Origin of the sequence: Fluviispira multicolorata, from assembly GCF_009208585.1 — a bacterium.
Taxonomy (GTDB): domain Bacteria; phylum Bdellovibrionota_B; class Oligoflexia; order Silvanigrellales; family Silvanigrellaceae; genus Silvanigrella; species Silvanigrella multicolorata.
This window is the reverse complement of record NZ_WFLN01000004.1, coordinates 837,959-850,825: the sequence shown is the minus strand read 5'-3', so window position 1 is coordinate 850,825 and position 12,867 is coordinate 837,959. Positions and strand designations below refer to the sequence as shown.

At 32.7% G+C, this 12,867-nt stretch carries 11 protein-coding genes; 6 read left to right on the top strand and 5 right to left on the bottom strand.

Annotation, left to right across the window (positions count from 1 at the left end; all coding sequences use genetic code 11):
* The first annotated feature begins 259 nt into the window (after nt 1–259).
* The 3 genes from GCL57_RS03590 to GCL57_RS03580 all read left to right on the top strand — a co-directional run bounded on the left by GCL57_RS03590 (nt 260) and on the right by GCL57_RS03580 (nt 4,120).
* Nucleotides 260–1,570: an MFS transporter gene (locus tag GCL57_RS03590; protein WP_152211889.1), complete on the top strand. Its 1,311-nt coding sequence runs from the start codon at nt 260–262 to the stop codon at nt 1,568–1,570.
* A 238-nt stretch (nt 1,571–1,808) separates the two neighbouring features.
* A complete protein-coding gene (locus GCL57_RS03585; protein WP_152211888.1) occupies nt 1,809–3,323 on the top strand; it encodes a hypothetical protein in 1,515 nt (504 codons plus the stop codon).
* 41 nt (nt 3,324–3,364) lie between these two features.
* Entirely contained in the window at nt 3,365–4,120 is a 756-nt protein-coding gene (locus GCL57_RS03580) for a DUF1868 domain-containing protein (protein WP_152211887.1), read from the top strand.
* A 1-nt stretch (nt 4,121) separates the two neighbouring features.
* Here GCL57_RS03580 and GCL57_RS03575 read toward each other — a convergent pair whose 3' ends face one another.
* Genes GCL57_RS03575 through GCL57_RS03565 form a run of 3 tightly spaced genes read right to left on the bottom strand, consistent with a single transcriptional unit; the run spans nt 4,122 to nt 7,040 of the window.
* Nucleotides 4,122–5,171, bottom strand: coding sequence for a PLP-dependent cysteine synthase family protein (locus tag GCL57_RS03575; protein WP_152211886.1), 1,050 nt, complete (start codon nt 5,169–5,171; stop codon nt 4,122–4,124).
* 32 nt (nt 5,172–5,203) lie between these two features.
* The gene (locus tag GCL57_RS03570; protein WP_161597580.1) at nt 5,204–5,734 is read right to left on the bottom strand and encodes a response regulator transcription factor; all 531 of its coding nucleotides are present in this window, start codon (nt 5,732–5,734) and stop codon (nt 5,204–5,206) included.
* A gap of 1 nt (nt 5,735) precedes the next feature.
* A complete protein-coding gene (locus GCL57_RS03565) occupies nt 5,736–7,040 on the bottom strand; it encodes a sensor histidine kinase (protein WP_152211884.1) in 1,305 nt (434 codons plus the stop codon).
* 218 nt (nt 7,041–7,258) lie between these two features.
* On the opposite strand from GCL57_RS03565, the gene GCL57_RS03560 reads away from it, so the two are divergent.
* Together GCL57_RS03560 and GCL57_RS03555 are read left to right on the top strand one after the other, a co-directional pair.
* Complete coding sequence (locus GCL57_RS03560) at nt 7,259–7,756, top strand: hypothetical protein (RefSeq protein ID WP_152211883.1); 498 nt, start codon at nt 7,259–7,261, stop codon at nt 7,754–7,756.
* Nucleotides 7,757–7,940: 184 nt separating this feature from the next.
* Nucleotides 7,941–9,863: a transglutaminase-like domain-containing protein gene (locus GCL57_RS03555; RefSeq protein ID WP_152211882.1), complete on the top strand. Its 1,923-nt coding sequence runs from the start codon at nt 7,941–7,943 to the stop codon at nt 9,861–9,863.
* Nucleotides 9,864–9,947: 84 nt separating this feature from the next.
* Here GCL57_RS03555 and GCL57_RS03550 read toward each other — a convergent pair whose 3' ends face one another.
* The gene (locus tag GCL57_RS03550) at nt 9,948–10,625 is read right to left on the bottom strand and encodes a tRNA (cytidine(34)-2'-O)-methyltransferase (RefSeq protein ID WP_152211881.1); all 678 of its coding nucleotides are present in this window, start codon (nt 10,623–10,625) and stop codon (nt 9,948–9,950) included.
* Nucleotides 10,615–11,292, bottom strand: a complete 678-nt coding sequence (gene yihA / locus GCL57_RS03545) for a ribosome biogenesis GTP-binding protein YihA/YsxC (protein ID WP_152211880.1) — start codon at nt 11,290–11,292, stop codon at nt 10,615–10,617. Before yihA ends, GCL57_RS03550 begins: the two co-directional genes overlap by 11 nt.
* Nucleotides 11,293–11,413: 121 nt before the next feature.
* Here yihA and lpdA point away from each other — a divergent pair, with 121 nt between their 5' ends.
* Nucleotides 11,414–12,817: a dihydrolipoyl dehydrogenase gene (gene lpdA, locus GCL57_RS03540; protein WP_152211879.1), complete on the top strand. Its 1,404-nt coding sequence runs from the start codon at nt 11,414–11,416 to the stop codon at nt 12,815–12,817.
* Nucleotides 12,818–12,867 lie beyond the last annotated feature (50 nt).

The window sequence follows — 12,867 nt, the reverse complement described above, 5'->3', positions numbered from 1 at the left end:
AAGAACTAGGCTAGGGACTAGCCGAAGTAAAGCTGGACGAGGAATAAGTAAGACGAAATTAGAGCAATCTAATCCGCTGATTCCTATGACTTCAGAAGCTCGCTCCCTTTAGGGGCGAGAAGTTCACAGATAATTATCAAGTTTAATTCCCCTGATCGATAAGTAAAAATCCACATAAATTGATTTGCAAATCTAGCTGAAATTGATAGTATAGAATTCTTGTTTTATTGAATAAATCCATTAAATTAGAGGATTATATATGGATCAGCTAGAGTCAGCTCATATCGATCAGTACGAAAAATCAAGTTCTTTAACCCGTGATGAAATTAAAACTTTTACTATATCTGCTTTAGGTGGATCTTTAGAATTTTATGATTTCGTAGTTTATGTTTTTTTTGCACAAATTATTGCACAATTGTTTTTTGACTCTAGCACGCCCATTGGTGGATTATTACTCTCCTTCACCGTCTTTGCCAGTGGTTATTTGGCAAGGGTTTTTGGAGGTATTATATTCAGTCATTATGGTGATAAAAGTGGAAGAAAAAACTCATTTGCTTTAACTGTTTTTTTAATGGCAGCACCGACATTTTTAATTGGAGTGCTACCAACCTTTTCACAAATAGGAATTGCGGCTACATTATTATTGATCGCCTGTCGTATTGCGCAAGGACTTGCAATTGGTGGTGAAATACCTTGCTCAATTACATTTATATATGAACACGCTCATAAATCTCGGCGTGGGCTTGCCTGTGGTGTTTTATTTTGTGGAATTATTCTAGGTATATTTTTAGGTTCATCTGTTGGAGCATTGCTTTCTCACTATTTGACAAAGGAACAACTTTATTCATGGGGATGGCGTTTGCCTTTTTTAGCGGGAGGTGTTTTAGGACTTATTGGTGTTTATCTGCGTCGTTTTTTAAAAGAAACTCCAGTCTATAAAAAAATGAAAAAAGAAAATATAAAACTTCCGGTGGGTATTGTTGTTTCACAATATAAATTTGAATTATTTCAAACTGGAACGAGTATTTGGGCTTTAGCGGTGGCTGTTACCCTTTATTTGCTTTACTTGCCAACTTATTTAAGCGTATATCATGGTTTTGAATCAGGTGATATTTTATTTATTAATTCAGCGGCAGTCTTTTTTTATGCCGTTATTATTATCTTATTTGGCATTCTGTCTGATAGAATTGGTCCAAGAAAAGTTTTAAATTTTGGTCTTATTCTTTTAATTGCTTTTTCATATCCAATTTTTAATAACTTCAGTGCAAATAATTTTAATTCAATTTATTTTTGTTATGCAATTGTTTCTGTTGCTACTGCGAGCATTACGGCTGGAAGTATATATATTCTTGCTCAATCTTTTCCAGCTAAAATTAGATACTCTGGAGCTTCTTTAAGCTATAATTTAGCCTTTGGAATATTTGGAGGATTCACTCCTCTCATAGCGACAACTCTTATTAAGCAGACAAATTTAAATACTTCACCAGCATTTTATATGATAGGTGTTTCATTATTTGCGTTGTGTTTTAGTTTTATGAAATCAGGTAAAACCTTTGCTCATTCAGATTAAGCTATAATTCATAAAAACGACTTAAAGATCTTTCCTTATAATTATACTATGTACCATAAATTGAATTTTAGCCCCTTGTCTTTTTTGTAAATCCATTCAACCACTTCAAACTTCGATCTAACTGCAAGAAACTCGATCGTATCTCAGCTTTAAGCTTTTCGAAAAAATCGTCAAAATGTAAGTATTGTAATTTATGAATTTTCAAATTCTAATAAATAATAATGGAGTATTTCATTCTATGAATTACACACAATATTCTTTTTATATAATTCTTTATATTTTGATTTTTTCTACTTTTTCATGTAGGAAGGATCCTTCGCCTCCTGCAACACAAAGGACAGAAGAAAATTCGTGTTATTATTTTTCTGACCTGACCAATCTATTAAGTTCTAATTCTAAGGTGTCCTCGGCGCATATTTCAGAAAAAACTTTCTTCATTTCAATGGAGAATCATTTCTTATTCAAAGATGGAAATAAGTCTTTTTCTTGTAAAGTAGAGTGTGATGACTCAAATTTGAATAGAATATATGAATCGCTTTTCGCAAAGAATATCATGCAAAATATGAATCTCAGGAGAAAGTTTTCTCCTATTTTTGCTAAAATATTTCGTTCAATGAAGAAAACAATGGGAAAAAGTGTATTTCAAAATTCAATACACAAATGGGCAATTCATGACGACACAGATATTGTATTTCCTTCTTTGCAAAGGCAAAAACTGTATTCTTTGCCCACAGTTCAGTTTCCAAGTAAAGAACTTGCTATAAAATATGCTATTGGTTTACAGGTTGATAACAATGGTATGCGAAATCCTTTACCTAATAATTCGTTGCAATTGGACTATCTTTTGTACAATGCAAAAGGGTCTGATGGTATTGGGTTTCAGGGATCACATGAAAAATTCAAGAAAGAAAGAGACTACTTTTTTTATTCATTAGGCAGAAGAATGAGAGGATATAGAGGTAACAGAGTGCCTGAGAATAAAACACTCTACTATGGTATTGTTAAGTTTAATCTTCCTGAATTAAAAGCGCTGGCTAATAGCGTACCTTGGAGAAATTGGGGTCGAGACTCATGTGTCACTGAAGCTTCAGGAAATTCTTATACTAAATCCGTAGCTGAATTACAAATTCCTCTAGCTTGCGGTATTTCTGGCACGACAAATGTAGCTCTTTGGTCTGTATTCGCTTTTGGTACGGAGCTAAATGAATATGAAATGAGATTATTTTTGCTATCAACTTGGTCTACTCTTTCAGTTGATACAGGGCATTTTTTACAAGAAGTTTTAACAGCAGCAAAAATAGTTGCAATCTATTTACGGGGCTTAATTGAATATCCAGATCCAGAATATGCTTATTTTAAAACTCATATTCCAATTAAAACTCTAGAAAGTTTAGAAAAGGTTGTAAAAAAAATAAAACCGTTGAGTGAATCTAATGAAGCTGTGGATGTCGCTGATTGGAACACTATTCATGATAAAATTTATAATTTATCTTCTCCGGGAGCTGCTCGAAAGTACGAAGCGCTTGCTAAAGACAAGAAAAGTTTTGAGCAAGATGAAAATGAGAAAATGGCTAGAAGGGAAATAGAATATTATTTTGATCATTATGATATTGTAAAAGCTACGGGAGCTCAATTTGGAAAGTATTATGATAGTTTTTTTAGAAAAATTCATAATAAAAGCTTTAAAAAAGCTAGAAAACTTTCTCAATATGAATTAAAAAGTTATTTTAATAGAAGTTGCTTAAAGCAGTAGTCTATGTTTTTCGAAAACACTTGAATGGAAAAATAAAAGAAATGAGTTTATCTTTATTAATTAAATCAGTTTTTTATTCGTATTTAAATGTTATTTTTATTGTTCTAATAGGAATTATATTTTTTTTTCAATTGTCAGCTCATGCAGTACTCACTAAAATAGACTCTTCTGGTAATTACTGCTCGTTTCCTGGTGTGACTGTAATTTCTAATATAAAAGATGAAAATCGTGAGATGTGGCAAAAAGTTTATAAAAAGCTCAGTGATATTCCCTTAATTACAGAGTATTTTGCACTCTTGCCTGTAGAGAGTTATCATATGACAACAATAAACTTATACACTAAGAAATATGAAGGCGGCAAAAAAGGTAGGAAATGGAAAACTTTTGTGACTTCTAGATTTTCATTTTTTAAAAATTTGAAGGCAACTCTTGAAAGTAATGCCTTTGAACCTCGTGTGAATTCTGCGACTCTACTCACGCCAAAGGTATCTTCCATAATTAGTTTATTAGTTCCTCTCGACGATTCTCAGAAAGAAAAAATTTATGATGTAGCCACACAATATGGAATAGTAAAAAAAATACCGAACCCATTTCATGTTACTTTAGCCTATTCCTATAAAAAAGTTCCAGATGAGATAAGGATTGAGATCAATAAAAAAGTGAATGATATTTTGAAATCTATTTTAGCTTCTTATGAAAAACAGCCAATTGTTTTTAAGCAGCCGAAATTAAGTTATTTTTTAAATATGACCGCTTATTTGGAATGGAATGAAAATATTAAAGATATAGATATTTAATTTATGAAAAAAACTTTTTAAGATCTGAATAATAAGGTTCCAGTTCGAAGTTATTTTCTTTCATCCATTCTTTATCATAATATGTTTTTAAATAACGGGAGCTGGAGTCGCAGAATAACATTACAATAGATCCTTTTTCACCTTTCATTTTCATTTTTTGAACGATCTCATACACTCCATAAAAATTTGTGCCTGTTGAAGGGCCTCGTGCATAAGACAATTCATTCGCTAAAAAATGCATGGCGGCAAGAGAAGCAGAATCTGGAACGTGAATCATGTGATCGATAATATTTTTAATAAATGATTTTTCAACGCGGGGTCTGCCGATTCCTTCAATACAGGAGCCTTGTTTAAGGATAGTTTCATCGGAAGCTTTGCCATTATAATAATCATAAAAAACAGAATTATCTGGATCAACGACACAGACTTTTGTTTCGTACCCTTGATATCGTATATAACGACCAATTGTGGCACTGGTTCCTCCAGTCCCTGCTCCTATGACCACCCAAGATGGAATTGGAAAACGTTCTTGACCCATTTGTTGAAAAATAGATTCGGCAATATTATTATTTCCACGCCAATCTGTTGCTCTTTCTGCATATGTAAATTGATCCATAAAGTGACAATTTCTATTTTTAGAAAGTTTTTCTGCTTCATTTGAGACGTGGGTTGCATTTTCTACCAGATGACATTTACCACCATAAAATTCAATTTTTGCTATTTTTTCTTTTGAAGTGTTTTTAGGCATAACAGCAATGAATTTAAGCCCAAGCATTCTTGCAAAATAGGCTTCAGAAACTGCAGTTGAGCCAGAAGATGCTTCGATAATTGTGCTTTTTTCATTAATCCAGCCATTGCAAAGTGCGTAAAGAAATAATGAGCGGGCCAGTCTATGCTTTAAACTACCGGTCGGATGAGCAGCTTCGTCTTTAAAATAAATATCAATTTCATCTATGCCAAGAATATTTGCTTTAATTAAATGAGTGTCTGCTGAGCGATTAAAATCGGCATTTATTTTTTTAATCGCATTTTTAAGCCATGCTTGAGTCATTTTTATTCTCCACTTATAATATATACTTTTGATTATTTGCGCGGCGGATATTTTTTTAATTTTCTTTGTAAACTTTGTCTGTGTAGTCCTAATTTTTTTGCAGCACTTGTGATGTTACCTTGGCATTCGGCGAGGACATATTCGATGTATTCTCTTTCATGTCGAGCAAGACTGGGTGAACTGTTTTGTATGGGATCTACTTGATTTGGTAATGTAAATTCTTCTTCAAAAAGAGCTTTTTCAAGCTGCAAGAGATTAATAGGTTTTGTCAGATAATTAACAGCCCCCTTTTTCATTGCCTGTACGGCTGTTGCAAGGCTTGGATAACCTGTCAGCATGACAATGCGACATGAGGGAGATAACTTATGAATTTTTTCAATGCATTGAAGGCCATTATCATTTTTTAAACGAAGATCAACAACTGCATAATTTAAAGGTATTTCTGGAATTTCATTCATATTTTCAATTGCAATAACTTCAAATCCTTTGTCTTCAAATTCAAGTGAAAGTGAGGATCGAAAATCTTCATTATCTTCTAAAATTAATATTTTTTTCTTCTTCAATTTAATAACCTCCCTCATAAATTGGTATGAGAAATCGAGCGCATGCTCCTTGCTTAAAATTATCTTCTAATAAAAACTTCCCACCTACTGCGGCTGCAAAAGTAAATGCATTATAAAGTCCAAGTCCAACACCTTCAGTTCTTGTTGTGACAAAGGGTTGTCCTGCGTATTTTTTTACAGCTGCGGGCCAGCCAGAACCTTCATCAATAATAGATAAAATTAAACTTTTTTCTTCTGCTCTTAACGTAACTAAAATGGGTATGTATTCATAATTTTTATTTGTATTTAAGGTTGCTTGTTCTGCATTGTCCAGAATATCAATAAAAGCTTTTGTGAATGCAAGAGTTGGTATATAGCATTCGAATTTTTCTGCATTTTCATGAATAAAGATTGTTGCAATTCTTTTTTTTGTATTCCAACTGCTTATAACATCATTAACAATGAGAGCTAAGTTTTTCTTTTCAAAATTTGATTTTTCGTTTGATAAAGTACTTTGGCTCATATGTCGAATTGCATTTTCACATTGAGAGATAGCTTTTAAAATTATTTTAAAGTCTTCGTTTTCCATTAAATTATTTTTTCGAGCTAAACGCGCTGATCTTAATTTTATTGTATTTAATGGTGTAGCAAATTCGTGAGAAAAGCCCGATGACAGTGCTCCAAGTGCTCTCAATTTATCAATACGATTGTTTTCAGCTTGTAATTTTTCAGAATACTTTTTTTGTAATCCTAATGAACATGTCAACCAATAAGTCAGAATAAAAATAAGGACACTTACTGTAATTTGCGAAGGTAATAAAAATTGACTCGATGTGGGACTTGCGCCAAGAGCAGGTGGCATATCTGCAGGTGAATGCAATAACAGCACACTTGATATAACGATGAGACAAAAAATAAGTGCTGATTTGCCCCTAAGTAAAATTGCGCCAAGCGAAATATGGAGAAATATTATTGGGAGAAAAGGGTTCCATGCCCCTCCCGTTAAAATAAGTAAAAAAGTGACAGCGCAGAGGTCACAAAAAAGCTGGAAAAAAATAATTCCATCTGAAATATTTTTTAATTTTTTTGTGAGATAAAATGCGCAGATATTAAGAAATGCTAAATTAATAAGCGTAAATAAATAAACAAATATGAAAGCCTTGTTAATCCATACATAGTGAATGGCGTAGCAAAGGCAAATAATTTGTGCTACAATTGCGAGCCATCGTAAGCGGATGAGCCAAGTGAGTTTGGTTCGATTTTCATCTGGGAAACCATGTCCTAAAATAAGCTTTGAAATTTTTTTTTGAATGAGTTCTATAGACATATGAAATCCATTGTTTTTATTGCTTCTTAATGAAGCTCTTTGTGAATACTTAACTCAAATGGAATATATTACCAAGGATTTCACACTTTTTTTTCTTTAAATAAAATGAAGATGAGGATCATATTTAAATATATGCTTTCTTTTTTTTATAAATCTGCTAGCACTGCTTTTTGTCTATGGTTCGTATTTGATTTTATTATTTGTTAAGGAGTTTGAAAATGACAAAAATTTCAAAAGTTTTATTAATTTTAGGATTGTTAGTGGCAGGTATTTCTGCATTTGTTTTTAATAAAAAAACAGAAAAGAAGCAGGAACCTCAGCAATTAACAATGATTACTAAGATTTATAATAAAGAAACAGGAAAAGTTGAAGAGACAGCCAGCCATTCTCCTGAAAATTATTTTGGAACTATTTCTTTTTTAGGGGGAGAACCTAATTCAAAGAATATGGCTCAAGCTATTTTTTGTGCGGATCAAATTGCTGAAATAGAAAAAGTGGATCTTTATATGCCTGATATGGGTCATGGCAGCCAACCCCCTACAGTTGCAGAACATAAAGAAATTCCTGCATTATTAAAAGATAAAGCAGCGGCAAATCCATATTTTGGCTGCTTGCATATTTCTAGTATGCAACTATTTATGCCAGGTCTATGGCAAGTGAGAGCTTTTTATAAGAATGACACTGTTGGTATAATTGATATCACATTAAAAGATTAAAATTTAAGGATTTTCAATCAAGTTTATTTAAAGAAATATTATTATCTTCTTCTAAAGCATTTAAATTAAGTAAAATGAAGTTTTTAAAATTAAATAGATAAATAATAGTTAATATATTTAATAAGTTTATTTGTTTTACTTTCTTCTGAAATGGTTAATATATCTTACTAATGGAGAGTTAGGAATGAGTTTTAAAATTTTATTACGCTTTAAGGTTATTAATTTACTAATTATATTATCTTCCTTATTATTGAGTGAAATTGCACATGCTAGATGGCAAACAAAAGATGATACAACTTATAATATTGATTATTTAGATCAGGATATAAAAATTAATTCAGATGGTACGTACACCAAGATTTTGAATGTTAAAATTACAATAACAAAAGATTCATCGATAAATAATATTCTAACTCAACCTTATATTTATGAGTCTAAGATTGAAACCTTTGGAGTTAAAGAAGCATATACTTTTTTTGAGGGTAAAAAATACATTGTTAGTAAAGATGATATTGAAGATAAAAGTGTAGCAAGCGATTCAATTGGTTTTCAAAGTAGAAATCAAATATTGATTAAGTATAAAAATGTTAAAAAAGGGGCGGAGCTATATCTTAAAGCATATAAAAATTCAAAGAAAACAGTCGTTCCAAAACTATATTCTGAAGAATTCTTTTTCAACTTTAGTGGATATTTACTAAATGCAAAAATTAAAGTTTCATCTAAAATTCCATTTTATGTAGCAAAAAGTGATAAAGATGAAATATTAGAAATTAAAGAAACTAAAAGTAAATCACTACAAACACTTGAAATTAAACTAAAAAAACCTTTTTTAAAAAATATTTCTGATGAAGTTTATCCTTATTTGAATAATTTAGAAGTTCCAATAGTTATGATATCAACCTATGATTCTTGGAAGAAAATTGCGGATTATAAGTTAAAAAAATATGAAAATATTCTTTCACAAAAACTCCCAGAGTCATTTGAAATGATTGCTGTTGAAGCTGCAAAAAAAGAAACTTTAGATGCTAAAATCAATACTGTAACATCGCTTTTAGCAGATAAAATAAAATATTTTGGAGATTGGAGAACTTTGGAAAGTGGTTTTGACCCACGAGATCTCTCTGATATTGCTGATTCTGGATTGGGTGATTGCAAAGATTATTCTATTTCTACCACAGCGATATTACGAAAAATAGGAATTTCTGCACATATGGCAGCGGTCTTTAGCGGATATAAATATCAAGATCCTCCTCTTTTTTTACCCAATTTATTTACTTTTAATCATATGATCGTTCGTGTCGATAAAGATGATCAGGTGAAATGGATAGATCCAACTCAAACTCTGAGCTATTCTCAAGGAATTTTTCCTACTATTGCAAACAGAAATGCACTTGTATTTATGCCGAATACAAAAGGAATTGAAAGAATTCCAGCAATGCAATCAGAAAGTTTTCAATTTATTAAAAATGAAACTCATGATTTCTCAGAAGAAGGTAAAGTATTAAGGGAGGGCACTCTTGAAGCAAAAGGAGGAGCTGCATCATATTTTACTGGACTTGAATTACAATATTCAAGAGATGCGATTGATAGTTATTTATCTAATTTATTGACACCATTGAATAGTAATATCATTTCTTTTAATTTTGGAAATTATGATTTTAAATCAAGAATTATGAGTGATAAATTAATAAAATATTCAATTAAAATGAAGTCTGATGAAATCAAAACTGACCTTGGGAAGGGTTATAAATTAAATGCACTAGATTATTTTTCTAATTTATATCTAATCAATACAATTGATAGAAAGTCTGATCTTTACATAGATAACAAGGAGAAATTTAAGTCATTTACGTTATTAAAAAATGTGTATCGAATGAATAAATCTTTTAAGGGTTGCAAAGTAAAATCGAGGTGGGCTGATTTTTCAAGAGAAATCATTGATAAAAAAGAAGGCGTTGAAGTTATTGATGAAGTCGAAACTAAGCAATTACATATATTAAATAGTGAGATTTTAAGCAAAAGTTTTATAGATTTTCAAGATGAATTGGATTCTTGTATAAATGGATTTGCTATTATAAACTCAAGCGATAAATTTTCTAATTCTTAAATCTTTTGAGACTCAAAAGAGTGTTTTTTTTAACACTTACCAAATATGAAAATCCAACTGATTTATAATTGGATTTTCATATTTTTACTGACGTAATTTTGCAATTGCAACATATAAAGCTATTGAAACAGTATTGGCCAAATTTAAACTGCGCACACCTCTGTTAAACATTGGAATCGTAATTTTATGGCCATTTTTATTTTGAATTTCTTTATCCATTATTTCAATTGGAATACCAAATGTTTCTGCACCAAAAATAAGCAGGTCTCCTGGGTGATATTCAAAATCAATAGGGGTTGCGTTGCCACCTGTTTCGATAAAGAGCAGACGGCGATTGGGACGTGTTTTTAAAAAATCTTCGAAATTTTTGTGCACATAAACATTTACATGCTCCCAGTAATCGAGTCCTGCTCTCCGCAATGCCTTTTCTGTAATATGAAAACCCATGGGTTCTATTAAATGCAAAGTGCATGAGAATGCTGCACACAGGCGTGCAATTGTGCCCGTATTTTGTGGAATTTGCGGACAGTAGAGAACAACTTCAGGATGAAATTTGAGCAAATTATCTCGGCTAATGGGTTCTAAATATCCTGTTTTTTCATACAAAAGTTTTGGGCACTCTAACGTAACAGCATTGTCTTCGTCGAGTAATGTTTCGCCAAGTTTATAAGTAAGTTTTCCAGTATATTCTTCTTTTTCCACATTTTGCTTTTGCAATTTTGCATTGCGTTTTATTTGTGAATTAGAAAGTCTATGGGGCATTTTCCAGATCCTCTGTTTCTTTATCGAGGGAGTCTAGTAACCCTGACATAGTTTGCAGAATATCTGGTAAGCCGATTTTTTTATCTGAACTCACTGTTAAAACTTGGCTTGGTGTGAGTGCTAGCTTTTTGGCATGTTGGATGCGAATAGTATTCCATTTGCTTTTGTGCAGCTTATCGCATTTTGTTTGAATTGCGATTACCTTTAACCCAAGTTGTTGAAACCAGCGTGACAAAGCCTCGTCTTCTGGCTGAATGTCTCTTCTGATATCAACAAGAAGTAGCACAGCAAAAAGTCCGTCTCTTTTTTCAAAATACTCTTGCATGGCTTTTTGCCAATGAGCTCGAGTTGATAAAGAAGACTCTGCATAACCATAACCAGGCAGGTCTACGAGTAGAAATTCTCCTTTTTCGGCAGAAAAAAGATTAATTGTCTGCGTTCTACCTGGTGTATTGCTCACTCTCGCAAGTTGTTTTTGTCCAGCAAGGTAATTGAGTAATGAACTTTTACCCACATTACTTCTTCCGACTAAAGCAAATTCGGGCACAGTTGAAGGAGGAAGGTCTGAATTAATCATCCCTGAACTCACGAACTCGACACGGAGTGGTGTTTTCTTTTCAGAGAGAGATTGTATAAAATTTTGTGTTGGCAATTTGATCTCGCGCATGGGGAGTTTTCCCTTTCCCAAGGTTGCGTTTTACGAAGCGCAAGACTACATACAAACTGCGGGTGATTCCAAGTGCCTTTTAGGATATTTTTTAGGTTATTGTCACTGGGGAGAAATTTAAATGACTACAAATTATGATCTCATTGTTATTGGAAGTGGCCCAGCTGGGTATGAAGGCGCTATTTATGCCAGCCAGTTGGGTATGAAAGTTGCGCTTATTGAAAAAGAACAGTGGCTTGGAGGAACTTGCCTCAATGTTGGATGCATTCCAGCAAAATCAATGCTACAATCCGCTCTTATGTTTGAAAAAGCAAAGAAATTTGCAAGTTATGGTGTTAAAATAGCTGGTGCTGACAATCCTGAACTTGATTTCCCCCAAGTGAACAAGCGCCGTGATGAAATAGTGAAGACCATGACAAATGGTGTTGGTTTTCTTATGAAAAAGAACAAAATAGACGTTATACGTGGTTTTGGCTCCATTGCAGGAAAAGGTCAGGTCGAAGTGACCACTGATGGGAAAAAAGCAAATTACACTTGTAAAAATATACTTATAGCAACAGGAAGCCGCGCAAGGCATCTTCCTAGTATTAAAGTTGATGGTAAAAATATCGTTACGTCCGAAGAAATTTGGGCTTTTGATAAAGTACCAGAAAGCATGGCTGTTTTGGGTGGTGGAGTTATTGGATGCGAATTTGCTTCTGCTTATGGCCGTTACGGGACTAAAGTAACAATATTAGAAATGGCAGATCAAATTTGTCCAACTGAAGATCACGAAACAGCTGCTGAATTAACTAAAGCGCTTAAAAAACAAAATTGTGAGATATTAACAAGTACAAAAACTAAATCTATCGTTGCAAAAGGTAACAAAGTTGAAGTGCAAATTGATGGTGAAAATGCACCGCGTACTTTTGATAAAGTTTTATTAAGCGTTGGCCGTGCTCCAAATGTTGAAAACATCGGGCTCGAAAAAGTTGGTATTAAGCTTGATGATCGTGGATTTATTCCAGTAGATCTTAAGACATACCAAACAAATATTGCAGGTATTTATGCTGTTGGTGATGTTATTCCTACACCACAGCTTGCACATACTGGTTCAGCAGAAGCACTTTATGCAGTTGATATTATTGCAGGCAAAAAACGTCATGCCATTAATTATTTAACAAACCCGGCCGCAATTTATACTTATCCAGAAATTGCAAGTATTGGTTATACTGAAAATCAATTAAAAAAATCAGGTCGCGCATATAAAGCGACTAAATTTCCTTTCTCTGCAGTTGCAAAGGCACGCATCGATGACATTGCGGAAGGATTTGTAAAAATTCTTGTTGATCCAAAATACGGTGAAGTGCTTGGCGTTCATATTGTTAATACTAAGGCAAGTGAAATGATTTCTGAATTTGCATTAGGTAACAACCTTGAAATGACAATTGAAGAATTGGCACACACAATTCATCCACACCCAACTGTGTCAGAAATTATAAAAGAAGCTGCGCATGCAGCAATGGGACATCCAATTAATATGTGATATGTTTGCTTTTGTAATTAAGAACTGATGAAGACAAAGGATATTTAAAA

Excerpts from the sequence above, each read along its gene's own strand:
- GCL57_RS03590 (WP_152211889.1), top strand. The coding sequence starts at position 260 with ATGGATCAGCTAGAGTCAGCTCATATCGATCAGTACGAAAAATCAAGT.
- GCL57_RS03585 (WP_152211888.1), top strand. The coding sequence starts at position 1,809 with ATGAATTACACACAATATTCTTTTTATATAATTCTTTATATTTTGATT.
- GCL57_RS03580 (WP_152211887.1), top strand. The coding sequence starts at position 3,365 with ATGAGTTTATCTTTATTAATTAAATCAGTTTTTTATTCGTATTTAAAT.
- GCL57_RS03575 (WP_152211886.1), bottom strand. The coding sequence starts at position 5,171 with ATGACTCAAGCATGGCTTAAAAATGCGATTAAAAAAATAAATGCCGAT.
- GCL57_RS03565 (WP_152211884.1), bottom strand. The coding sequence starts at position 7,040 with ATGTCTATAGAACTCATTCAAAAAAAAATTTCAAAGCTTATTTTAGGA.
- GCL57_RS03560 (WP_152211883.1), top strand. The coding sequence starts at position 7,259 with ATGACAAAAATTTCAAAAGTTTTATTAATTTTAGGATTGTTAGTGGCA.
- GCL57_RS03555 (WP_152211882.1), top strand. The coding sequence starts at position 7,941 with ATGAGTTTTAAAATTTTATTACGCTTTAAGGTTATTAATTTACTAATT.
- GCL57_RS03550 (WP_152211881.1), bottom strand. The coding sequence starts at position 10,625 with ATGCCCCATAGACTTTCTAATTCACAAATAAAACGCAATGCAAAATTG.
- yihA (WP_152211880.1), bottom strand. The coding sequence starts at position 11,292 with ATGCGCGAGATCAAATTGCCAACACAAAATTTTATACAATCTCTCTCT.
- lpdA (WP_152211879.1), top strand. The coding sequence starts at position 11,414 with ATGACTACAAATTATGATCTCATTGTTATTGGAAGTGGCCCAGCTGGG.